The sequence below is a fragment of the Phycisphaerae bacterium genome (assembly GCA_035384605.1).
Classification (GTDB): domain Bacteria; phylum Planctomycetota; class Phycisphaerae; order UBA1845; family PWPN01; genus JAUCQB01.
Genome location: DAOOIV010000003.1, coordinates 86,024 through 111,687, shown reverse-complemented (window position 1 = coordinate 111,687; position 25,664 = coordinate 86,024). Strand labels below are relative to the sequence as shown.

Genomic DNA, 25,664 nt, shown 5'->3' with positions numbered 1-25,664 from the left:
TCGCCTGGGGGTTTCGGATGTCCGAACCACATGCCGATGTGAGAGTCAGTCACCGGCCCGCGCCGCGGACCACGTTGGCTCACGTAGCCGAGCGGGCGGGGGTCTCGATCGCGACCGCCTCACTGGTTCTCTCGGGGCGTGAGGAGTATATCAAGCAGTTCCGAGCCGACACGGTAGAGAAAGTGCGTCGTTGCGCCGAACGGTTGGGCTATCGGGCCAACCTGTTTGCGGCCGGGCTGCCGACCAAGACTTCGTTGTTCTTCTTACTGGTCATCCGGGATTTTGGCGGCTCACAGGACCCCAGCAGTTGGCACCTCTGGGCATTCGAAGGCATGCTGCTCGCGGGAGCGATGCGGACGGCCACGGACGAGGGTCTTTACCCCGTGGTAGCAGCCATCGACCCGAGCGATCCGGAAGCGGGTATCGCTACGGTGGAGCGAATCATCGGCGGGGGGGTGCTTGGCGCCGTCGTCCGGACGCCGAACCCCCCGTTGGAGCGGCTGATCCGCTCGCGTCTGAAAGCAGCACAAAGGCTGGTAGTTGTGTTCCCTCACAAGCTCTCGGCCTGGCCGACAAACGCGATCGACGTAGATAACAGGGCGATCGGCGAAACCGCCGGACGGCTGCTCATTAGTCGTGGGAGGAAAAGACTGGCTCTAGTATGCTACAAGAGCATCAGGGACATTCACCGCCTGCGGCTGGAAGGCTTCAAGCGCGCCGCCGAAGAAGCGGGGGCAACAGTAAGGATCATTCAGCTACCTCTGGCGGTGAACGAACAGAGCGCCGCCGGCACCGTGGCTTCGCGAATGAAACGGGTGGCGGCCGACGGGCTGTTTGCCGTGGATTCCGTCTCTTCGGTGGGATCGCTGCTCGGCCTCGTGAGATGCGGGATGAAGCCGACCGAGGATTTTGATCTTGTCGGCTGCGACTGTTCTTTGTGGCGCAACGAACCCATGCCCGCGATCACCACCGTGGACGTGTCATGGGAGGAAGTGGGGATCCTGGCGACGAAGAAGTTGCTCGAGATGTCACAAGCAGGCACTTCGAGGTTCAAGACCATCGTGTTGCCTCCCCGAGTCACGCCGGCGGGTACCTGTCCGGTGCCGGACGGTTTTCACCCCGTTTCCGCGAGCAAGTGACGCCAACCGGCGCTCTTATGCGGCTCCGTACAAGTCCCCGATGAGTAAAGACCTATCAGAAACCAACTGCCTGGCACATTGGCGAATTCCCTTTGACCGACGCTGCGTCCTCGCATAGTCCTGGAATATCGCTAACAAGCGGGCGGTCGACGCGGACCTTATCGGACAGGTCCATGACTTTACTTCGGGAATTCAACCCATGACAGACGTTGGCCGATGCAGCAAAAGCCTCAGTAACGACCACGGAAGGCAGACTCCGTATGCGCCCTGCCTTGGCTGTTGCCATGGCAGCGGGTCGTCCGACCCAATGACCCATCGATCGAGCGCGTCGTAGGTGCGGGGCAGGTTTTTTCGGAGCGGGTGATGGCGCGTAGCGTTGTCCGCACGTTTGGTGCGGCCGTTGTAACCCTGGGTGTCTGGCTCAGCGGGTGTTTGTCCGTTGGGCCGGGCTCGGTGTATGCGCAGTGCCCGCCGTACTGGGACAGACTCGGTACCGGAACGACGGCAGCCATCTACGCATTGGCGGAGTATGACGGGGCGATCTACGCAGGAGGGTGGTTCACGACGGCGGGGGGGCAAGAGGCATATTGCATCGCCAAGTGGGACGGGACGAGCTGGTCCGCGCTCGATGCGGGAATGAACGGGTACGTCTACGCCTTGGCGGTCTATGACGGAGCCTTGTATGCGGGGGGATCATTCACTCGAGCTGGAGGATCAACGGCCAACCGCATCGCCAGATGGAACGGTACGGCCTGGTCTGCGGTCGGCAGCGGGACAAACAACACGATCAACGCGCTGGCCGTCTATAACGGAGTCTTGTACGCCGGGGGATCGTTCACCACGGCCGGGGGGTCGGCCGCCAACCGCATGGCCGCGTGGGACGGTTTTACCTGGTCCGCGGTCGGCAGCGGCGTGGACAACACAGTAAGCGCCTTGGCTTCGTATGCCGGCGTCCTGTACGTGGGAGGATCATTCACCACGGCCGGTGGGGCGGCGGCCAACCGCATCGCGGGGTGGGATGGTGTGTCCTGGTTCGCGCTTGACAGCGGAGTGGGCAACACCGTAAGCGCTTTGGCTGTCCATAACGGATTGTTGTATGTCGGGGGGGCGTTCACCACGGCCGGAGGAGCGGCCGCCAGTCGCATCGCCACGTGGAATGGCGCAGCCTGGTCTACGGTTGGCAGCGGCGTGAACAACACCGTGAGCGCCTTGGTTTCGTACGACGGCGTCTTGTATGCAGGGGGATCGTTCACCACGGCCGGCGGGGCGGCGGCCAATCGCATTGCCACGTGGGACGGTGTGGTCTGGTCGCCGGTTGGCAGCGGCGTGAGCAGCACTGTCCGCGCCTTGGCGGTGCACAATGGGATCTTGTACGTGGGCGGATCATTCACGTCAGCGGGGGGTCAGATTGCCTATTACATTGCCACATGGAACGGCCCAGGGTGGACTTGGTCCGCAGTCGGTGGCGGCGTCAGCGCCAACGGGACCAGTAGTGCCGTTTATGCCCTGACGTTGTACAACGACGTGTTATACGTCGGGGGCCAGTTCACCACCGCCGGAAGCCTGACAGCGAACCGCGTCGCAAGGTGGAACGGCACAACTTGGGCCGCAGTGGGAAGCGGCACGAACGGCAACGTGAACGCTTTGGCGGTCTATGATGGGGCTTTGTATGCAGCGGGTTCTTTCACCACGGCCGGTGGCCAGGCGGCGAACAACATCGCCAAATGGAACGGTTCGATCTGGTCTGCGGTCGGCAGCGGCGTCGACAATGCGGTCAGCGCCCTGGCAGTTTCCAACGGGGTCTTGTATGTGGGCGGGGCGTTCACTACGGCCGGTGGGGCACCCGCGGACTACATCGCCGCTTGGGACGGTGCTTCGTGGTCCGCGGTCGGCAGCGGAGTGAACAATGCGGTCAGCGTCTTGGCCGACTATGACGGCGTTTTGTACGCGGGGGGTGCGTTCACCATGGCGGGCGGGGCGCCGGCGAGCTACATCGCCGCGTGGGACGGCGCGGGCTGGACGGCGGTCGGCGGCGGCGTGAACAACACGGTTGGTGCCTTAGCCGTACACGATGGAGCTTTGTATGTGGGCGGGACGTTTACCACGGCCGGCGGGTCGGCGGCCAACCGCATCGCCAGATGGAACGGCATCGCGTGGTCTGCGCTCGGCAGCGGCGTCAATAACGCCGTGGTGGCCCTGGGCGTCTATGGTGGGGCATTGTACGCGGGCGGATCGTTCACTTCCGCGGGAGGATCGGCCGCCGCCCGCATCGCCAAATGGAACGGCACTGCCTGGTCTGCGCTGGGGAGCGGTTTGAACAGCACGGTCCGCGCGTTGGCCGCCTATGACGGGGTTTTGTACGCGGGGGGATCCTTCAGTACGGCGGGCGGATGGCCGGCCAACTACATCGCCTCGTGGGCGGAGCACACGGTTTCATTTGCCGCCGGCGGGAACGGCAGCTTGGTCGGCGATACGTTGCAAGTCGTAGGCCAGGACTGCAGCACCACGTCCGTTACCGCGGTCCCCAATGTCGGCTACCACTTCACCGGTTGGACCGGCGATTACGTCGGGAGCGCCAACCCGCTGACACTTACGAACGTCACGGGGGACATGAATATCACCGCACAGTTCGCGATCAACACGTATACAGTGACGTTTGCGGCCGGCGCGCACGGTTCATTGGCGGGCACCGTCATGCAGACGGTCAACCACGGCGACAATTGCAGCGCAGTCACTGCTGTGCCCAACGCCAACTGCAACTTCACCGGCTGGACCGGCGACTACGTCGGCAGCGACAACCCGTTGACCATCACGAACGTCACCGCTGACATGACCGTCACCGCCAACTTCGCAAGCGACACCTACACGGTGACGTTTCTGGCCGGCCCTCAAGGTTCGCTGCTGGGCACGACCGTGCAGACGGTCGACCACGGGGCGAATTGTACGGCCGTGACCGCGGTGCCGAGCGCCGGCCATCGGTTTGCGGGTTGGACCGGCGACTACATCGGCAACGACAACCCGCTGACCGTCACACATGTCACGGCGAACATGACCATTACCGCCAATTTTGGCAGCAGGATTCACACCGTTACTTTCGAGGCGGGGGAGCACGGCTCGTTGCAGGGCGATACCCGCCAAGAGGTTGATTACCTCGCCGACTGCACTGCAGTTACCGCCGTCGCCGACCCCGGGTATTATTTCATCGGCTGGACGGGCGATTATGTCGGCAACGACAACCCTTTGGCGATCACCAGTGTCTCGACGGACATGGTCATCAGCGCCAACTTTGCCGACCATCCTCCTCCAAGTAACGTGCCTCCCGCTCCGCGTCTCGTCGTGGAGATTGCTTCGAACGAACCTGGCAACAACGTTGTGTGCAAGATGGATGATGAACTGTCGTTCCTGCTCCACGTCGGGAACATCGGTGATCGGGACGCGACGGATGTACGAGTGGTGATATCACTGCCGGAAAACGTCGAATTCGTGAACGCGCGAGTGCGAGATGATATCGCGGCGCGCGGTACCCCGGAAAACGCCAGGCTGGCCGATCTCCAGGTCGTTCTGACCATCGGGTCTCTAGGTGCGGGCGAGACGGTCGTGATCGACATGGTCTTGCGGGTCACGTCGAGCGGTCGGGGGATGATTGCGCCCGTCGTATCCTGCGCCGAGTTGCCTGGGGAAACGCCTGCGGGTCAGCCCGCGGTATTCGATGTACGAGCCGGCGGAGGCGCAAGCGCATCAAGGAGCAATTCGGCGGCGGGTTGCGGTCTGATCGGCGTCGCCCCCGCTTTCGCGTTTCCAGGATTCTACCTGCTGCATCGTCATCGTCGTCGGGGCGCCGGCCGCGTCCGTTAGCAAAGCCGGTCGCGATTGGTGCCTGTCGTCACGGGTTAGCGCAATCCGGATCCGTCGGTATCTTCGGACCGGCGAAGCATTGCAGGAATATCGCGAAGTCGTCCATGTCCACATCGTCGTCATAGGGATCGAGTTTGGCGCCCTGGCATTTTGGATCGTTCTGAGGAACAAAGGCCCCGCTGAAGCATTCCTGGAAGTATCCGAAGTCGGCCTGGTCCACGTCTCCGTCGCGATCGAAGTCCGCGACGCCGTACGGTGAACCTGAAGCGGTCGTGGCCGTGGTCGAGTAGAAACGGCTCGCATCCTGGAAGTAGGCGAACGCCGAGTAGTAAACCCGTGTACCGTTCACCAGGCCCGTGTGAAGGAACGAGTCGGTAGCGCCCGGCGACGCGCTCCTGTCGAGCAGCAGTTGTCCGTCGGCAGGCCCCGCGGGGTGCCCTGTCGTGCTGTAGCGAATCACCACGCCGTTGCAGTTGACGCTGGTGGAGTTGGTCCAGTTCAATTGGTTCTGAGCGTTGCCCGGTGTCACCGTCAGCGAGGCAACCGGCGTCGGCGGCTGGGTAAGAAGCATGAAGTCGACGGTAGTCGTCTGGTTTTCGAGCACGGTCACGTTGCTCACTGTCTGGGTCGTGTAGAAGGTCTTCGATGCCTGGGCGCTGTGTGTGCCAACGGGCACGAGCAGCGTATAGGCACCGTTCGACTGGGAGACCGCACTGGGAACACCGGCGACGATCACTGTGGCGTTCGGCAGGCCAGCCCCGAGGTTGTCACGAACGAACCCGCTGATTGTTCCCTTGGGTCCCGGCGGCAGCGAAGACGGCTTGACCGCATACCATTGTTGAGGCTTGTCGCTACCCCAGTACTCCCAAATACAGTAAAGCGCGCCGGTGTCGTCCGCCGCGACCACCGGGGTGACCGTGAACGCGTCCGTCTGGCCGTTCATGACCGATTCCTCGCCCGACCACGCTCCCGCGGTCCATCGTCGGCCGTAGACGTGGAACCCACCTCCGCCCGTCGGTCGGGCCACAACCATGTAGAAGTCGTTCGTCCCGGGCACCCAGCAGACGTCGCACGACCCCGCGTATCCGCCCGCGCTCACATCGATGACCGGTCCGGGCCCGACTGCCGGCGTATAGAGCTGCGACTTGATCCTCTCGTCCTGATCCCACAGCAGCATGACTTGCCCCGTCGCGCTGATGGCCATGTGCTGGCGGACCGGCCACGCACCGCTGTTCAGGTTGATCTGTGGTCCCCAGGAGCCGCTGTATCGCCGCATGGCCATACTGCTGCCGTTCGGGTCGTACGAGCGGTAGACCGAGCCGTCGAGGGGTGACCGGGCCATGCCGAAGCAGTCATATTCGGAATTACTGTGCGATCCGATGTCCGCTTCGGCCGTCCATGTCGATCCGTTGTAGCGGGCGAAATAGAGCGATTTATCGCAGCCGCCGGTCGAGCCCGAGCGGAAGTAGCTCATGATCACTTCGGCGCTGGTTCCCGTGCCGAACGCGGTGATGTGCGGGTGTTTGGCGCAGCCGCCCGTGGCCGACAGCACCTGGGTGAAGGGGAACGATGCTCCCCCGTTTGATGATTTGTACCAGCGGACCTCGGGTTTGTCGTTTTTCTCGCCCCAGGCCCAGTCCTCGAACACAACGTGGATGTCGCCGTTCAGTGCCTCGGCGATCGCCCCGTTAGCCATGAAGTGTGTCCCCGGAAAGACGTCGATCGGGCTGGTCAGCGTGCCTCCGCTGTAGCGGCGATAGCGGATCCGGTTGTTGACATGGTAGATTCCGTGAAAACCGCCGCTGCGAGCCGCCGCGATCTTGGCGGTCTTGACGTCCAACCCCGCCTCGCCCGGCAAGTTAAACAACTGGGCGTTGGACCACTGGGCCTCGGTCGCAGCAGTCAGAAGAGCCATGCACAGTACCGAGATCGGTCCTGCCGGTCGCGTCGCATAGACTCTTGTCATCATCAGAATTCCTTTGCTCCTCAAGGGACCATGCAATACGGGTCGGCCGCAACACCCGGCCCGCTGAAACAGCCCATGAACATGTTGAAGTCATCGACATCCACGTCGTCATCCGCATCAAACAGGCAGTCTGCGCAATTCAGGTCCGGCTGAGGCACAAACGCGCCGCTGAAGCATTGCTGGAAATGGCCAAAGTCTTGCTGGTCGACGTCGCCGTCGCGATCGAAATCGGCCGGTCCAAACGGGCGCCCCGCAGCGGTGGCCCCAGGCGAGTACACATACGTGTCGGAGTGTGCGAACGCCGTATAGTAGTAGGTCACGCCGTTGGTAAGTCCGGTGTGCGGGTATGTGTCGGTGGTCCCGGGCATGGCCGGGCGGTCGATCAGCAGACTTCCGTCATCGGGCGCGGCGGGGTATGCGGTTGTCGAGAAGCGGATCATCGTGCCCGCGAAGTTGCCTGCGGCAGGATTGACCCAGCTCAGGGTGTTCAATGTATTTCCCGCGGTCGCGGTGAAGCTGGTCACCGGCTCCGGCGGCGTCGGAACCAATGAGAAGTCCGCGATTGCTGTTGAGCCGGCTGTTACGCTGATGCCGCTGAGGGTCTGACTGGTGTGCCAGGGCTTCGATGCGGTGACGTTGTAGGTCCCGACCGGTACGGTGGGAATGACGTATGAGCCGTCGGCGGCAGTGATGGCAACGTAGTAGTATCCGGCCGCCGACACAGCGGCTCCCGACAGCAAATGTCCGAAACTGTCTCGAACCGTCCCGGTGATCTGGCCCGTGGGCCCCGGCAACGGCCGAGGCTGCGTGCTGAACCAAGTATTGTAGACGTCCGTCCCGCCCGCTCCGTTGCTGTTCTCCTGCCAGGTCACGGTGATCAGGCCGGCCGCATAGCCGATGTCGGCGTTCAACGATGCGGTTCCTGCCGTGTTGGAGATGTTGCTCCAGTTGCCCCACGATCCGCTTTCGTTGCTGGTGTAGAAGATGTCGCGGTTGTTCTGTGCGTCGGTGAAGGCGTCGGCCGCCACGTGAGCGATGCCTGCTGAATCAACGGCGATCTTCGGGCGGATGCCGCTGTTCAAGCCGCCGGGCAGAGTTGCCGGAGCAGTCCAGGCCGAGCCGTTCCAGACCTGGTAACGGATCGCGCCTTCGGCCTCATAGACGACGTGTACCCGGTTGTCACCGCTTACCGCAATGCCGGGCGTAGCCGGACCTGTTTGGAGTGTGGAGATCTCCTGCCGAGGCTGCCATACGCCCCCGACCCGCCGACGTGCGTTCACGTGGTAACTGCCGCTGATGCGATCCGCCCACACCGCAGTCACGTCGCCGTTCGGTGCCACGGCGATGTTGACGTTGACCGATCCGTACACCGCGCCGCCGGGGGTATTGGAGATGTTGATCGCGGGGTTGAATCCCGAGCCGTTCCAGTCGGCAAAGTATGTGTCGTAGTTGTCATCGGCGTAGATGGCCTCATCCCACGCCACCACCGGGCCGATGCCGTTGCGGGCCGCGATCGCCGGGCGCAGAGATTTGATCGGCGTATTGCTGGCGTTGAGGATCGGACCCCACACGTCGGCGGTCATCTTGCGATACCAGATCTCGATGTTGGTCCCGTCCGGATCGCAGATCCAGGCAGTGTGCAGGTCCGCCCCGTCGGCGGCGACAACCGGCGAATAGCTCTGGGCCGGACCGGTCTGCGAGATCTCCGTTGGGCCGGCGAAGGGGCCGGCCGTATTGTTGGTGTACCAGATGCGGAAGAGAGAGCCGCCGGTTCGCTCGCGCCAGACAACGTGGCAACGGCCGTTCGAGTCGACCGTCATTCGCGGGTCGAGGCTGTCTTCGGACGTTGAAACCACCGGGCCGGGCGTTGTCCAGGCGCAGAGTGATCCTGCGCTGCACAGCAGCCAGAGGCCGGCGACGGCCGTTGTTGATCTGATGCGTCTCATTTTTCTCTTCCCGTCCCGCTGTTCGCGATCACTGGTTCGTGCAATTCACCGCTGGTGGCAGGCCGGTACCGGCCATGCAGCCGAGGAACAACGACAGATCGTCCGCGTCCACGTCCAGGTCACCGTCGAGATTCATGGTCTGGCAGGCAGGCTCTGTCGGCGGCACAAACGCGCCGCTGAGGCACGTCTGGAACAGTCCGAAGTCCTCCTGGTCGATGTCGCCGTCACGGTCGAAATCCACCGGGCTCAAAGCCATTGCCGCCAGGTTCACTCCAACCGAGTACTCGCGGTTGGCGTTGTAGGTGAACGCGGCATAGTACATCCGCTGACCATTGGTCAGGCCCGTGTGAGCAAAGCTGTCACTGCTGCCGATCGCGGCCGGGCGGTCGCATACAAGCACTCCATCTTCCGGACTGGCCGGATAACCGTCTGGATTGGACCAGACGGTCGTACCTCGATAGCTCATGCTGCCGGGGTTTGTCCATGACAGGGCAACCGCGCCGTCGAGCGACTGGGCGGTGAACGACGAAACCGGATCCGGCGAGCCCAGGACCGCAGTCGTGGAATAGAAGACATACCGCTGCTCATTACCATCGACGCTCTTGCGCTCGCACCACACGACGTGGAGCTTGCCGGCCAGGTCCATCACGATGCCCGCCGTGTAGGCCTTCAACGTATTCGGACCCGTGGAGATCATCTCCGAGTACGTGGCCCCGCTGTATTGATACTGGCGGTAATAGATCTCCGTTGAGCCGCTTGCTTGTGCGTAGACGGCGTGCATGGTGTTGGACGCGTCGAATATCGCATCCTGCACGAAGTCGATACCCCAGTTGGCCGGCGCGGTCCAGGTACTGCCCGTCCAGCGAGAGTATCCCTGTCGATTCTCCGAGCCGCCGAAGCGGTCCTGCCAGAACACGTTCGGCAGATCATTGTGGTCGAGGAAGATCTTGGGCGCCTTGCCGTAGTTGCCCGTCGAGAGCTGGTACCACTCGATTGATGGCAGCCACGCCGCCGGGTCGCCGAGGTTGGTGTTCTTCGTGTAATACGCCTGGAAGCCGTTGTTCAGGAAATCGTCGTGCCAGACGACATGGACGGTGTTGCCATCGGCGTCGACCGCAATGTCCGGATCGCATGAGCCGTAGGAAGTACCGGCATTGTTGCGGGTGATATTCTGAATCGGTTGCCAAACGCCCGCCTGACGTTTGCGATACATGATATCGGCCTCGCCGCCGGTGAGGCCGTCCTGGCTCCACACGACGTGCAAATCGCCGTTGCGGTCGCGGGCGATACATGGACTCGTGCAGTTGTTGCCGTCGTTACCTTGGCCGCTGCTGAGCATCGTCGGGCCGGCCCAGGTCGTGCCGTCGAACTCCCAGAAGTAGACGGTGTAAGGCGTGGCGGTGGTGTTATCCACGCGGGCGATTCCCACGACATACACGTGCCCGTCAGGGCTGACGCACATATCCGATTCGGGCTCCTTGCGGTCTGGGCCGGGCAGATCCTGTGGCGTCGTCCAAGTCGTGCCGTTCAGGAAACGATAGTAGATGTGACCCGCGGTCGCCGGTGGCACGGTCGGCGAGTACACGAGGTGGATGCGCCCCGACGCGTCCATCCCCATGCTCGGCTTGCCGCCGGGCCAGGTAATACCCGGGTGGATGGAGTATTCCGGCGTCCAAGCATGCGCCGCGGCGGGCAGAAGCAAACCAATTCCCAGGATACCAGAGACAGTCCTCAGCAGATGCATCGGCGGTTGCCCCTCGGGCATGCCGTGCGAATCGCAGCATCTGCGAGGTGCCGCCATTCGCCCGGCATACTGCGACCTGATCCGCCGTTCGCGCGGCGGTCAGCGATAGGAATAGGAGCTCTCAGCTTGAACGTCCTAAGGCGGACCGCCTTTTTGCGGGCCGCAACCCAAGCGCACCGCGGTCCAGAAACATGCGCGCAAAACGCGCACCAGTCGCGACGGAAAAGACTAAAAGGACCAAGCAACGCTTTGCCCTCCGGTCAGCGCGACCCGAAGACCACGACTCTACTCCAGGATATCTTCGCTAAAACATTTTAGCAAGCCTTTGGGCGTCTTTGGGCGGGATGTGGTTGCGGGGGGTAGGTAGAGGATGTGATCACCCGGCAGGGCGGGGGAGACGCGAGAACGGGCCGTCCCAGCTCGCGTTGCAGCTTCCAAGCGGGGATCAAAAGCCGTCAGGGCGGTATCACGCCGGCATCAATGAGACAGGCGGTAGTCGCCGGTCAAGGGGCGAGCCGCCGGCGACTTTCTACTCACCTGAACACGGCGGTAACCTCAACAGGCGTGGATAGGTCTTCGATGCCGGGCACAAGACGGATATCCTGGCCCAGCAGGTTACCGGGGGCAATCGGCCGGTCGTTGACAAAAACCTCGGTCGGCTTGAGGTCGGCCGGGTGACGGAGTCGCAGCCATACTTCCTTGGGAGGCGTTCGCGTCGGGATCCGGATCGTCGCGGTGATTCGTCCGCTATCGGACTCTGAGTGAATGACCAAACCGGCCGTACCGAAGATCGTCGGAGCGCGCTCGATCCGAATATCCTTTTGATTCTCAAGCCACTGTTTGGGAACGGCTCGCCCGTACCACAGGCGATCGCCGTCCTCCCAGATCATGAGCTGTCGTAGCCACATGATGAAGCGCGACTCGTCGGAAGTCTTGTAAAGCGGCCCGCCGGGCTTGCCCAGCGCCTTTGCCCATTCGCTGAAACAGTTGACATCGGGAAAGATGCTCAGTGCATACGTGTTCCAGAACGCTCGCAGGGCGGCCGGGATCTCGTCGCGGGCCATGTAGACGGTTGCCGAGTCCACCAGGCAGGGTTGAAGGGTCACGCCGCCGTGTTCGAACCAGGTCTGCTCGAAATCCCCAATGTTGAAGCCGGATTGCCAGGAGAAGTAGATGTTGTCCTCCAAATCGTCCAGCATCCAGGTGATCAGGGGGTCGTTCGGGGAGACGACTTCGGCGGTGGCCAGGTGTATCGCGGGGTACAGGGCCTCACGTATCCAGCCTTCGGTCAGATGCCGCCAGTGGAAGACCCGTGAAGGCGTGTAGGGAATGAAGTGTCCGTCGCGCAACCGCACTGCTGCCGCTCGGGTGGTGGCCTCGCGCATGTTGCGCTCGAGGTCGTTGCGGTATTCTTCGGCCTCGACGGCGATACGCTCTGCCTCAGGATGGCCTGCGTCCGCCAGCGCCTGTGCGACGCGCTTCATCCCGAGGTGGAAGTAGGCGTTGGTCGCGAACCAGTACTGGTACTCAACGACGTCTTCGAGCGAGCAAGCCGGCGCCATGCCATGTATCGAAGGCCGGGGAGAGCCTTGCTTGCCCATAGTGCTCTTGCGCTCATTGATCAGGAAATCGCACCCCTTGATGAGTTGAGGCGCGACGCGATCAAGATATCGGCGATCGCGGGTCATGAGGTAGTGGTCGGCGATGCCCCACATGGTGAACCCGTGGTTCATAGCGTACTCGCCGTGTGTATAGGCCCCGGCACTGTGGAACACCCCGTCCTTGGTCGAGAATCGCCCCTTGAGGGGTTCGTGTCCCTGAAACCTGAGCATCGGTTCGATGAATCGCTCCGCCTCGACGTGCTCGCCGCGCATATCCATCGACCGGGCGATCATGACCGTCTCGTTGGCAAAGACACGGTATCCGACGGTGCCCACGCCCTGGTTATACAAGCCGGTCTCCGGATCGCGGTCGGTGGTGATGATGTTGTGCCAGAGGTTGGCCCGGTAGAAGTCCATGATGGCGGTGTCGGGGACATCGAGGGTCATGCCGCGTCCGAGACGGGTCTGCCAGTATTTCATGATCGCCGGCGCCTCGACTTCGTAACTGATCTCGCGAATACGAGTCAGCTCCTGCGGTTCGAGCAGCTCGACAAACGGCGTCTTGAAGTACATGAGGCGCGTCTCGCCGGGCCGCAGTTCGGCCTGCCAACGCAATATTGGATGATCCTCGGGCTCGTCACCTCGCTGGACCGTCCAGCCTGTAATGCCGCCGCCGGACGGCTTGTCGTTGGAAATCACGCCGCGCAGAGCGGTCAGCCCTTCGGGTACCGGCCGGTTGCTCGGACGCTCGATCCTCATCACCCCGTCGGGATCCAAGCTGATCGGCGACTTGTCGTGGACTCGCAGGTTGAGCGTCGCGGTCCGCGTTTGGCCGTCGGTATTGGTGACCGCCAGGCGGCCGAGCAACACTACGGTCTCGTCCCCCTTGCGGGTCACATCGTCGCCGTAGTCGCCGAGCAGAGTGGTCGTTACCAACGAATGCCGAAACTGCATCGGTCCGGTATACCACTCGGCGTGAATGAGCGGCAGATGTCCTTGTTCGAGGCGGCGAATGCATCCTTCGCGATCGCGGCCGTCAAAAGCGGGCTGCTCGCGCGTGTCGAGGAGGTAATCGAGTCGCTGCTGAAGTCGTTGGGTGCCGAAATCGCTCTGGAAGCTCCAACGTTTGGCGTCGCGGCCGTTGTCGTTGTTCAGGCTCATTGCCCAGATGGACCAGTCGCCGGCCGGTGAAACGAAGAATTCCTGCCGGGCGGACGGCACGCCCAGCGGAACCCATGGAGCGGGCTTGAGCCGCGGTATGCCCGCCATAGCCATTTCGCGGGTCATCTCGGGTTTCTCGGTCAGTCGCTGCCGCACCGGACGTCGCCAGTTGCCGGTGGGTGGACCGGGATCGTTGGCCAGCGTCAGGCCGCTTGAGGACGAAGTCACCAATGTGCCGAAATCCGGCAGCCGCATCGCCCCATCCGCAAGCACATCTTGCGGCACAAAGGAAAAGCCGGTCGACCAAGTGTCGCTGCCGAATCTCACCGTCACCCGGGTCAGATCATTGGAGTTCGGGTCGCGGTTATCGGTATATCGCAGGCGCACGCGTACTCCCGACGAGCCACCGGCCTCCTTTTGCGCAGTCCATTTCCGTCCTTCGATCTCGGCGGACCGCGGCGGTGCCAGGCTTTTCATTTCGAGCACCACGCCGTTGATGACGTCGAGCTGTCGGGTGATGATGGCGTCCGTTGCGTGCCGGCTCTCGATGTCGAACTGAGCTTCTCTCCACCGCGACTGCCCATAGGCGGAGAGAACGGCGTCGGACGGCAGGCCTCTCCCTTCGGCCACGACCCGAACCTTGAGCGTTCGCCGATAGGCCGGGGGTTCCTTCCATGCCGGATTCGGCTCCTGGTCCCATTCTTCTTTGACAAGTGGTGGCAACCTGAACACGAGACCACGGCGGGGATCCTTCTCGACGGTCGCCTTGACCCTCACCCAGCGGCCATTGAACGGATCATCGAGACGCATCCACCCGCCCGTGCCGTTGCCCGGCCAGACGCTTCCCCACCACTCGACGCACAGGGACCCGAGCAGCGAATCATCGACTCCACTGAGGGCGATCTCGGACACTTCGCGAGGATTGTCCCATTCGACACCGATGCCGTGGTCGTCGGTGAGCCTAGTCGCAAAGCGAGCCAGGTCGACGGGTTCGCCGACAACGGCTTGTTCAGGACCGACCGTTGCGCCCGCAGCAAGAGGCGAAACGAGGACGACCAGGACTGCGAACCGATGAAGGGGCGCCATCCTCACCATGATGCCTCCCTTGCCGGAATGAATCTCTCAGTGCATACCAAAGCGTTCGGGGTTGAAGAGTTCGACCTCGTCGTCGGCCCAATACGGCAGCAATCCGTCGATGCTCAGCACCTTGAGATTACAGACTTCAAGGGCCCATCCCCGCGTGTCTCCGGAAGCGACGGTCTTCAGCTCCAGTTCGTAGCGGCCGGGGTCCTGGAAGTCAATGAAGTGCCGAACGGTCGCGACCGGCCGGCCAGCGGGGTTGTATAGCGTCGCCGTGTGGAAACCCTCGCCCATGGCTTCAAACCTGATTTTCACTTCCTTGGCTCCCTCACGCACGAACCCGACTGCGCGGGGGAGCATCTGCGGCATGTGCCGGCCTGCAACATCGACAACGGTCATCCGGGCGGCGCGGTCGCGATGCACCTGCCAGCCGAAGGCATCACCGCCGGTCAGACGCATTCGGAAAAGGCCCCTGTTGCCCGGCAGGTTCAGGACCGCAGGCTCGAAATAGTTGCCGGCGTCCTTGAGTAATACCTGCCGCAAAGTATTGCCCGCAACGTCGAACAGCGTGATCCTGCCCTCGGCCAGGCCTTCCCGAATGACCAGGATCGGCGCGGGCCGGTCACTCACGTGCAGGAAAACCTCAACGTCGGGCGCTTTGAACCGCGTGGCCTTCCACGACGAGGGCTCCGGCAACACCGTTGCTTCATCGAACATGCGGAACAGCCCGTAGCGGGCGGCGAATCGCGGGAATCGCCACATGTGTGTGGCCTCCGAAGCCACGTTGCGATCGTGGAGGAACTCGATGCTGCTTTGCCAGCATCGCTCGAGGGCATCCAGGTATCGCGGATCTTCGGTTTGCTGCAAGGCCCACGAGAACGCGTTGAGCGTTCGGCAGGCGTACTCGGGATAGAACCCGAGCGTCCGATCGGCGACCCGGAGGATGCCGTCGGCGAGCTTGTCGTCTCCGTTGTTCTCCTGCACCGAGAGCATGCCGTTCATGGCGATTCCGTTGAAGAAGGCGATGCGGTTGTCCCATCGGATGGCAAACTTGCCCGTCGCAGCCTGACCTGCGAGCAGGCTGTTGCAGAGGGATTCACAGGCCTTGAGGTATTTCTCGTCGCGAGTGACCTCGTACATGCCGGTGAGCAGATACAGCGACCAGCCGATCTGCCGTTCGTTGCCGACCACGGAGCCGCTTTCGCGCGTGAGCATGGCGGCGACGAAATCACCGACCTTGCGGGCCATTTCGAGTTGCCGCGTCTCGCCGGTCAACAAGTAGTGAAGCAGCACGCCCCGTAGAAAGACGTGTCCCAAATCGGCCTCGGTGGCGGTGTGCAACGGGCTGTGTTTCCATACCATGCCGTTGAAGTTGTTCACGTCCACGTCCGTCTGGTGGCGGGCCATGGGCTCGGCGGCGTCGAGGTACCAGGGATCACCGGTCCGCAGGAATTCGAGCAGGTAGTTGTACGGCACGTCATATTCGAGGTTCTGATAAGCGTTCTTACCTTTGTACGGGCCACCCATGTAGCCGTCGCCGAAATCGCGCATGCCGAAAGGCATCCGGTTGACGTAGTCGCGCATGTCCGCCTCGCGCCAGCACTCCCAATAAGGGAAGCTCTGCAAGGCTTCCGTGCTGCGCGGCAAGACGGCACCGAATGCTTTCGTGCCACACGCCCACATCGGCGGCATGGTCATCCTCAAGGGGTCCAGGACCACGTTGGGCGGGGCGGAATCGTCTTTTGCCAGAGGGAAGTCGAGAATGATCTCGTGGGTCTTGGCGAGTCCCGCTTCCCAGTTGAAGGGCCGGCTGCCGGTGTAGAGTCTCGCGCCGATCGCCTCAGGCGTGACGAACAGCGCCTTGGGACAGTTCTGCCAGAAATGGCGTACTCCGAGCACACACCAGGTGTCACCCTGCTTCACCGCCGTCCAGCCGGGGGCTCGTGTGCCGTTCGTGTCGGGCTTGCCCGTCTGCCTGATCACATAGCGCAGGTCATCCGGTTGCTGCAATTCCACCGTCCCATCGGCGGCAAGCATTCCCCCATCGGTGCCAAGCGCGACAAGGGCAGGATTACCGGCCAACGCGAACCGCACGGACAGGTCGGCCACATTGATGGCCGGGTCCGGATCGCCGTACGGATCATCGCGATTCTGCGATTTCTTGCGATCGGCCCAATGAGTAATGGTGAGCATGAGCGTGAGGCGGTGCGACCCGGCAGCGGCTTGTGCGCGAAGATCGTATTTCATCGCTGTTTGCCGGCCGTCCGCCGTGCCGAAGAAGCCTTGCATGCGCAGGCAGCCATGCAGCGCGCGGGCTTCTTCGACCTCGATCTGCTGTGCGGGCATGGCCGACAGGGTGGTTGCCTCGCCCTCAAGCGTTACCTGCATTTCCATTGTCAGCTTGCCGAGAACGACATCGCTCTCCCTCAGCCGGATCTGGTCGATCAGCCCTTCGGGCGACGCAGCAACGGTGATCTTGTCGGTGCGCATCGCGGCGGCTTTGCCGGCGGCATTGATTTGCACCGATTCGTGTTCGGCGTTCGAGCCGCCCGGACGCCCGCTGATATCGATCTCGAACACCTGCCCGGCCTCACCGGTGAAATCGAGCAGGGCCCATCGGATGGAGTCATCTTCCCACTTCGACAGAGCGGTCGCCATGGAGGCGATGTTATTTCCAACCGGGCCAAAGACTTGAATATCGGTCTCCTTCCTGACCGCGCCCTTGGGAAGCGGAAAGCCGGCACGGACATGCCCTCTCTGTCCCGAACGCCCGACGACGGTGACAGGTACTCTGGCGGCCTGCTTCATTCTCTCGAACTCGATCTCATAGGAGAGCTTTGCCGGCCGGTTCCGGATGGTTTTGAGGCGCTCCTCGGCTTCCTTCAGCACCACCTGCGGATCGTAAGGCCGTTTGGCCGGATCGGCATCCAACACACAACGAAATCCAAGCGAATCGTGGGCCCCGTAGGGAACCAGGCGGGCTCGCTGGGTGCAGGTGCCGGCGTTGGCGGTCCCATAGAAGTAGATCCCGCCGCCGCCTCTCATGACTTTGTACTGCCTGCCGAAGTGCAAAGACCTTGCCGAGGTGCCCGGGTAGCCGTCGTACCAGTCGGCCGTCCACTCCCAGGCGTTTCCGGACATGTCCAGACAGCCGTATGGAGATGCTCCTTTCGGCGGTCCGGTTCCACCGGTCGCCTCACGGGAGGTTGAGGCAATTCGGTCACTGCCGAGGTTGCGTAGCGTTTCGTCGTCAACGTTACCCCAGGGGAATCGCCGGCCGTCGGTCCCGCGCGCCGCCTTTTCCCATTCGGCCTCGGTCGGGAGGCGTTTGCCCGCCCAAACGGCGTAACGCATGGCATCAAACCAGGTGATGTTAGTGATCGGCATGTTGTCTCGCCCCGCCGGCGGAATTCCATTGATCCAGTCGGGCGGCGGCGTGATGCCGGTTTCCTTCACGAACCGGGCATACTGGGCGACGGTTACCTCGGTCCTGTCGACATAGAAAGCGGCCAGATCAACTTGGTGAGGCGGAGTCTCATCCCAAACCTCGGCCGAGCCCATGATGAACGGTCCGGCGGGCACCACGAGCATGACCGAACCGTCTTTGCCGGTGATCGTGGGGGGCAGATTCTTTTCCGCTGCCGGAGCAATTGCCGCCTGCAAGAACACCAGCGTCAAAGCCGACATCTGGATCTCACGAGCACTCATCGGTTTCTCTCCGGACGGTGGCAGGGAGCGCAACTCTCCAGATTATAAGGTGACCACCGGCAACCGGCATGCATTCTCAGAACCCGCCCGATCCGGCGTGATAAGCGTCGCCGTCGTCGCGGGGAAGGCCAAACGACACGGGGATATGGGAATCGCGGTTTCCGGAGGAGCCGGCACTGACAGCGGAACCGTCATTGTCGTCGTTCAGGCGAGAACGTACGGGCAAGACCAATGACCTGTCCGGCGAAGGTCTCCGGGCGAGGCCGTCCTCTTTCTCTGCTCTTGCCTTCTCTCCAAGGCGTGTGGGGCATGTTTTCTTTAGTGTGGGGTCCTACTCAACGCGCGTCCAGACGGTGTAGCCGTTCTGCTGCGTCTCCCTCAACCACGGAGCGATGGTCCGCCAGTTATCATACGGCGGGTCGTTATAGCTTTGCAGGTAGATGCTCGTCACCTGACTCGGTCGCACAAACTGCGTGTGGCCGTCGACGAACGAAACGTTGAGACCGTCTTTTCCGTGATTGTTGGCCGGATCGGGATAGTTGTTATTCTCGTCTCCTGGTTGGCCGCTGCCGCCCTGGTCGCTGTCGAGAACCAGCAGACATGTATGCGGGCGTTTGATCGTGCTCTGCTTCTTGACCAAACAGCCGGTTCTCTGACTGTACAAGGGCTCGACGGCCGGTTTCCGAGGCAAACACAACTGCTGGCCGACGCTTTCCGATCTGCCGTCGATCTTGGTTCGATCGAGGTAGATGCTGGGACCGTCGAACCAGCCCCAGATCTCATAGCTGTGTCCACCCGTATCGTCGGCGGCGTTGGCGGCGGAGTGTTCCAGGTCGTCAAGAATGATCCGATCGTAAAAGGTGTTGAAAGACCGACGATTCTCGCGAACGACGTTTCTTGTGCCAGGGCACAAAGCCGTCTGGACACCTTTCAAGTACTTCGGAAAGATGTGATTCAGGCTGTCGCTTCCCGTCGAGGCGGTGGAGGCGTAGACCTTCGCGGGGGTATCCTCGGACTGGAAAGTGCAGGCGATGGCAATCTGACGCGCATTGGACGCGCATTGTATTCGTCTTGCATGTTCGCGAGCTCTGCTGAGCGATGGCAGCAGAATGGCGATGAGCAAAGCAATGATGGCTACAACTACAAGAACCTCTATTAGCGTGAAACCCGTGGAGACCGAGCGGACCACGCGAGTTGGTTCATTCCTGTGGGTCATGAGCATGCTCCTTGCCTTGGGGCATCTGCGAGGCGCCGCAGCGTCGATGCCGGGACCGCTCCCCGACGCCGCCGCAACCGTAAAGCACTGCGGTCACCGAGGTCAACACGGCCGTTATCACCATCGCGGCCGTCGCCCTCTGTTATCATTATACTGATCGGCAAGGAGAAGGGCGGGCAGAATCTATATCGATATTGCGACTTGGACAATACGGATTGCGACGCGCAGGATATCACTGTGCGTATGGAATGCGGGGCGACCTCATAAGCCGCGCCCGGCGTCCCCACAAGGCGGTGCCAGGACTTGACGGTGAACCAAGGGGTTCTCACGCCGTCGGTAAGCCTTTTTCCTCACTTAACTGGCTGTCAGGCACTCTGACCATGCGTCCGTTCCGAGTCCTTCGCGTTGTCCAGCCGGTCGTGCTCGCCGCTGAGGCCGCGGTGGCCAATCAAGGTCTCATTATCATCCTCCGGCCGTCCGGCCGGGGGGGGTACTGCCGCAGCGACCCGTGGCACGCAAGTGCTTGGCCCAAAGGAAGATACGTCACACCTGCCGAAAGACGGCAAGAGCCACCGCATGCCCATCCGGCGTGCTCCTGTCGCGTGACGGCCGTTGTGTCGTGGCTCCGCACGACCGCGTTCTCACGTTGATCGACGCCCGGACCCCAGACGAATCCCCGTGCTGCCCGAGCCATGGCGGCAAGCTACCCAGCCGCTTCGGGGAGGGGACGTTTATAGGCGTCCAGTTCTTTATGATGAACTCGCCTATCTCGGCGGAGGAAACGACGGATTCTCATCGTCCTGAGCGTGGCCGGCGGCAAACGTACTCGGACCATCTCCATCGCGGCGACTTTGCCGGCCGCGAGCGCGCGGACAGCCTTGTCGGCGATATCTTCAAGACGATCCTTCTGGTTGTGGAATCCGCCGCTTAATCAGTCCAACGTCGCGGCCAGCCTGCTGCAGGATTCCTTCGCAAGCGAGGCCGCCCCCCGATGCCGCGTTGAGACGGTTTGCGAAGAGGCTGCCCCGCACGACGTGCTGGGGCTCTTTGGATGGCTTGATGGGCAGGCCGATGGTCTGGCGTGCCGAGACAACGGATGGTACGATTGCCGCGGAAATCCATATGAAGCTGCACGCGTTGGATATCACGATCATCTTCGTTTACTTGCTGGTCGTCAGCCTGATCGGCGTGTTGCTGCGACGACGGGCGGCTCGAAATCTCAATTCCTACCTTCTCGGCGGCAAGGAGTTGCCCTGGTATTTCCTGGGCCTGTCAAACGCCTCCGGCATGTTTGACATTTCGGGCACGATGTGGCTGGTCACGATCATGTTCGTTTACGGTCTCAAGAGCATCTGGCTGCCATGGCTCTGGCCGACGTTCAACCAGATATTCCTGATGGTATACCTGTCGGCCTGGCTGCGGCGGTCGAACGTCACGACCGGAGCTCAATGGATCGGGACGCGTTTCGGCCGCGACATGGGCTCGGAGCTCTCGCATGCGGTCGTAGTCATTTTCGCGATCATCGGCTGCCTGGGTTTCCTGGCGTACGGCTTTGTAGGCCTGGGCAAATTCATTCAGATCTTCATTCCCTGGGAGATCATCTCGCCGTATGTGCCATTCAACGTTCCCGCGCAATACGTGCCCCATGTGTATGGGATCGCCTTTACGCTGGTGGCGGTTCTCTACACCATTCTGGGCGGCATGACCAGTATCGTGCTGGCGGACATTATCCAGTACGTGATCATGACCGTTTCCGCGCTGACCATCGGTGGCATCGCGATGTTCCATCTGTCTTCGCAAGCGTTGAACGTTCCGCCCGGATGGCACAGCCCGTTTTTCGGCTGGAAGCTGGACCTGGATTGGAGCGGGATCATCGCCGACGTCAACGAGAAGATTGCCGCCGACCAGTTTTCATTCTTCGGCATCATCATGATGCTGATGCTTTTCAAGGGCATCATGGCCAGCGCCGCCGGTCCGGCCCCGAACTACGACATGCAGAAGATCCTGGCCACGCGCAACCCGCGAGAAGCGGCCCTGATGAGCGGCTTCGTATCGGTTGTGCTGATGCCGATTCGCTACTTCATGGTGGCCGGTTTCGCGATCCTCGGCCTGTTGTACTACCACCGGCTGAATCTGGTCGTAGGACATCGGATCGACTTCGAACAGATTCTGCCTTCGGCGATCAGTGAATTCGTGCCCGTGGGCCTGATGGGATGCCTGCTGGCCGGACTGCTGGCGGCGTTTCTCGGGACCTTCGCCGGAACGCTCAACGCCGCCCAAGCCTACCTGGTCAACGACCTTTACCTGAAGTACATCAAGCCCGACGCGGGGAACCGCAGGGTCGTTATGGTGAACTACGCAACCGGTCTGGTTGTGGTGGTGGTGTCCACGGTGCTGGGCTTTTTCGCCCAGGATGTCAACAGCCTGTTGCAGTGGATTGTCTCGGCGCTTTACGGCGGCTATGTGTCCTCCAACGTGCTCAAGTGGTACTGGTGGCGGTTCAATGGGCATGGGTACTTCTGGGGCATGATTGCGGGTCTGGTTCCCGCCCTGGTGTTGCCTCTGGTGTTCAGGCAGACGCTGGAGTTGTACTACTTCCCGCTACTATTCGTCCTTTCGATGGCCGGTTGCATCATCGGAACCCTGGCAAGCCGTCCCACCGACGAGGAAACGCTGGTCTCGTTCTATCGTCGCGTCCGGCCATGGGGGTTCTGGAAACCGATTCACGAGAAGGTTGTCGCCGCCGATCCGGGCTTTCGGAAGAACACGGATTTCGGGCGGGATATGTTCAACGTGATCGTGGGGACGATCTGGCAGACCGCCCTGGTGCTTCTCCCGATCTGCGTCATTCTGCTGAAGGGTCGCAGCGTTCTCATCGTGGCGGGCGTTATCGTGCTGACGTCCTGGATTCTCAAGAAAAGCTGGTATGATCGCCTGGAAGCATCGGGAGCGGCCGCGCCCGTCGAGGCGTCGCGGGGATCGGGGGCGAGGTTGGCGTGAGCGTAGCCGGTTTTTCAGGTTGACGATGGTCGGCTCGATGCCACAACTTGGCTGTACCCATGTCGGGAGTACCCCCATGAGCTCAATCGTCGGCGTTGTTCTCGGCAAGTCGGTTATGCACCGGCGGGCAAGCCGCCGCCGGTACTCTTCGAGGGGGCGAGCGTCGCCTACCGAAAGAGGCGCGGTCGGAGGGCCGGCCTGGTTGCTTGCGATGGCGGCGGGCCTGTGCTTGGCAGGCTGCACGCCGCTGCCGGCGTCGAAAGCGCCGTCGATGAACGACTTTGTACGGCGCGAGGGTGATCGGTTAATGGACGGATCGAACGAGTTCCGGTTCATCTCCGTCAACATACCCAATCTGCATTACGTCGAGGACGACATGCGATTCAGCCGGAGCATGCCCTTCCGCCTGCCCAATGATTATGAGATCAATGATGCGCTCGAGACGGTCGGGCAGATGGGCGGCCAGGTCGTTCGTATCTACGCCCTGCCGATACGACGAGCCGACGATTCCGACGATGTGCCCCGCTACATCACGGGCCCCGGCGAGTTCAACGAGAAGGCCTTTGTCGCACTCGATCGCGTCCTGGTCGCCGCACGCCGCCACGGCGTGCGTCTCATCGTGCCCTTCATCGACCAATGGAGCTGGTGGGGAGGCCAGGCTGAGTTGGCGGCGTTTCGGGGCAAGGCCGCAAAGAACTGCTGGACCGATCCGGAATTGATCGACGACTACAAGCAGGTTATCGCGTTTGTCATCAATCGCAGGAATACGCTCACGGGGGTTTGCTATCGGGACGACCCGGCGATTCTGGCCTGGGAAACCGGCAACGAGCTCAATGCGCCGGCATCCTGGACGCAACAGATCGCGGCGTTCATCAAGAGCATCGACCGGAATCACCTGGTGATCGACGGCGCCACCTACGATACGCTCCCGAAGAGTCGTCTCGAAGATCCGAACGTCGATTTCGTCCAGACGCATCACTATGAGAATAACGCTCCGGCCATGATTGATCGCATTCAACGCAATTGCCGGGCGGCGCGAGGGCACAGGCCCTACCATGTCGGCGAGTTCGGTTTCCTGGGCACGCAATCGCTTCGTGCGGTGATGGATACCGTCATTGAACAGCGTGTCACGGGCGCTTTGTTGTGGAGCCTGCGATATCGCAGTCGCGAGGGGGGATTCTACTGGCATCATGAGCCGGCCGGCGGCGATCTTTTTAAGGCTTATCACTGGCCGGGATTCGAGGCCGGCGAGGCTTACGACGAGCGAGGGATGATGCGTCTGCTTCGAGCCAAAGCATACGAGATCCGCGGGCTGACTCCGCCGGCGATCCCCGTGCCGTCTTCGCCGTGTTCGGTCCGGGCGGACGACGGCGGGATGGTGAGTTGGCGCGGCTCAGTCGGGGCGACCTGCTACGACGTGCAACGGGCTGAATGGCCCCTCGGACCATGGTTGACCGTCGGTAGCGGCATTTCCGAAGCTCAGGTCCAGTATCAGCCGCAGTTCATCGACGAATCGGCTTGTCCGGGAAAGACCTACCGCTACCGGGTCATTGCCAGGAATCATGCCGGCTGCTCCGGGCCTTCACAGGCCGGGAGCCCCGTCAGGATCAGCCATCGGACGCTGGTCGACGAGCTGCGTAATGACTCACAGATCTTCGTGAAGCAAGGCAGGCTCCATTTCCGGCAAAACGAGGCCCGCAAGTTCAAGGAAGACTGCCATCGGCTGTCCGCCGACCCGGACAGCGCCGTAATCTATCACACGCACGGTTGCATGAGCGCCGTGCGGTTGTTCGTCTACAGCCAAGCCGAGCCCAAGGATATCCAGATCGCCTTCTCCGCGGACTGCAAGGAATTCAAGCCCGTCGAGCCGGATGTCCAGCGAACCACCACTTTCGGCGAGAGGGTTTACGGTTTCTGGAAGGCCGACCTCTACACCGCCAAGCCAAAGGGCAATGATTGTCGTTTCGTGAAGATCGTATTCAAGACTGATGCGCAGTTGGGCAGAGTCGAGGTTGAATATGACGCCGCTCACTGACGGCGCATTGGCCGCGTCCGTGCGACGCGAGTTGCTGGAAAACATCCTGCCGTTCTGGCGTTCTCACAGCGTGGACGCGCAACGCGGCGGATTCGTCGCCGAGCTATCCAATGATCTGCGCGCCCGGCCGGATGCGGCGAAGGGCCTGATTCTCAACGCCCGGCTGCTGTGGACGTTCTCGGCGGCTTATCGCTACACGCAACGGGCGGAGGACCGGCTGCTCGCCCGGCGAGCCTATGACTACCTCGCGCATCATTTCCTTGATCCGCAACATGGGGGCTACTTCTGGGAACTCAATCCGGACGGAAGCGTCCGCGATGGCAAGAAGAAGATTTACGGTCAGGCGTTCTGCGCGTACGCCTTGAGCGAGTGCCATCGGACCTTCGGCGAGCCCAAGGCTCTCGAACAGGCGGTCGACGTCTTTCACCGTATCGAGGAGGCCGGCCACGACGACCGACACGGCGGCTACTTCGAGACGCTGGCCCGCGACTGGGCGCCCTGCGAAGACGTGCGACTCAGCGACAAGGACATGAACGAGAAAAAGTCGATGAACAATCACCTCCACGTTCTGGAGGCCTACACGAGCCTGCTGCGAGCGCGGCCGGACGCGTTTCTCGCTGACCGGCTGCGCGAGCTGATCGACCTGTTCGAGCGGCGCATCCTGAACCCCGAAAAGACGCACTTGCAGCATTTCTTTGCCGAGGACTGGACGCCCAGATCCGACAGCTACACTTTCGGTCATGACATCGAGGGCAGTTGGCTGCTATGTGAGGCGGCCGAGGCACTCGGTGATGAAGGACTGTTGGGACGCGTTCGAGACGTCGCCCTGCGAATGGCGAGGGCGGTGTTGAACGAAGGGCTCGATGCCGACGGCGGATTGTGCTACGAGGGTCGAGACGGACGGATCATCGATTCAAACAGGGAATGGTGGCCGCAGGCGGAAGCGGTGGTTGGTTTCTTCAACGCATGGCAAATCAGCGGCGAGAACATGTTTCGTGACGCCGCGGTTCGCTGCTGGCAGTTCATCCTGAACCGGATCGTCGATCACGCCCACGGCGAGTGGTTCTGGCGGGTATCACGTGACGGTGTGCCCGACGTTTCCATGCCCAAGGTGTCCATGTGGAAGTGCCCGTACCACAATGGACGGTGTTGTTTGGAAATCCTGCGCCGCCTTGAGACCGGCGCAACGTGACGAAAGGACCTGTGCCCGTGT

At 62.0% G+C, this 25,664-nt stretch carries 12 protein-coding genes; 6 read left to right on the top strand and 6 right to left on the bottom strand.

Features of this window, described 5'->3' with window-relative positions; all coding sequences use genetic code 11:
- Positions 1-17: 17 nt before the first annotated feature.
- Complete coding sequence (locus PLL20_01620) at positions 18-1,139, top strand: LacI family DNA-binding transcriptional regulator (protein HPD28664.1); 1,122 nt, start codon at positions 18-20, stop codon at positions 1,137-1,139.
- Positions 1,140-1,502: 363 nt separating this feature from the next.
- On the top strand, positions 1,503-4,994 hold the full coding sequence (locus tag PLL20_01615) for an InlB B-repeat-containing protein (GenBank protein HPD28663.1): 3,492 nt from the start codon (positions 1,503-1,505) through the stop codon (positions 4,992-4,994).
- Positions 4,995-5,022: 28 nt separating this feature from the next.
- Here PLL20_01615 and PLL20_01610 read toward each other — a convergent pair whose 3' ends face one another.
- From PLL20_01610 to PLL20_01585, 6 genes are all read right to left on the bottom strand, one after another.
- Entirely contained in the window at positions 5,023-6,963 is a 1,941-nt protein-coding gene (locus PLL20_01610; GenBank protein HPD28662.1) for a carboxypeptidase-like regulatory domain-containing protein, read from the bottom strand.
- Between the two features lie 17 nt (positions 6,964-6,980).
- Entirely contained in the window at positions 6,981-8,906 is a 1,926-nt protein-coding gene (locus PLL20_01605) for a carboxypeptidase-like regulatory domain-containing protein (protein ID HPD28661.1), read from the bottom strand.
- A gap of 28 nt (positions 8,907-8,934) precedes the next feature.
- Positions 8,935-10,671, bottom strand: coding sequence for a hypothetical protein (locus PLL20_01600; protein ID HPD28660.1), 1,737 nt, complete (start codon positions 10,669-10,671; stop codon positions 8,935-8,937).
- Between the two features lie 512 nt (positions 10,672-11,183).
- Positions 11,184-14,507, bottom strand: coding sequence for a hypothetical protein (locus PLL20_01595; GenBank protein ID HPD28659.1), 3,324 nt, complete (start codon positions 14,505-14,507; stop codon positions 11,184-11,186).
- Positions 14,508-14,534: 27 nt separating this feature from the next.
- A complete protein-coding gene (locus PLL20_01590; protein ID HPD28658.1) occupies positions 14,535-18,200 on the bottom strand; it encodes an SUMF1/EgtB/PvdO family nonheme iron enzyme in 3,666 nt (1,221 codons plus the stop codon).
- 331 nt (positions 18,201-18,531) lie between these two features.
- Positions 18,532-19,416 (bottom strand): prepilin-type N-terminal cleavage/methylation domain-containing protein, encoded by an 885-nt coding sequence (locus PLL20_01585; GenBank protein ID HPD28657.1) that lies wholly within the window; start codon positions 19,414-19,416, stop codon positions 18,532-18,534.
- A gap of 751 nt (positions 19,417-20,167) precedes the next feature.
- Between PLL20_01585 and PLL20_01580 the strand changes: the two genes are divergently transcribed.
- The 4 genes from PLL20_01580 to PLL20_01565 all read left to right on the top strand — a co-directional run bounded on the left by PLL20_01580 (position 20,168) and on the right by PLL20_01565 (position 25,643).
- On the top strand, positions 20,168-20,347 hold the full coding sequence (locus tag PLL20_01580) for a hypothetical protein (GenBank protein HPD28656.1): 180 nt from the start codon (positions 20,168-20,170) through the stop codon (positions 20,345-20,347).
- 191 nt (positions 20,348-20,538) lie between these two features.
- Complete coding sequence (locus PLL20_01575; protein ID HPD28655.1) at positions 20,539-22,416, top strand: Na+:solute symporter; 1,878 nt, start codon at positions 20,539-20,541, stop codon at positions 22,414-22,416.
- A 76-nt stretch (positions 22,417-22,492) separates the two neighbouring features.
- Complete coding sequence (locus PLL20_01570) at positions 22,493-24,451, top strand: hypothetical protein (GenBank protein ID HPD28654.1); 1,959 nt, start codon at positions 22,493-22,495, stop codon at positions 24,449-24,451.
- Positions 24,435-25,643, top strand: a complete 1,209-nt coding sequence (locus tag PLL20_01565) for an AGE family epimerase/isomerase (GenBank protein ID HPD28653.1) — start codon at positions 24,435-24,437, stop codon at positions 25,641-25,643. Before PLL20_01570 ends, PLL20_01565 begins: the two co-directional genes overlap by 17 nt.
- The last annotated feature ends 21 nt before the right edge of the window (positions 25,644-25,664 follow it).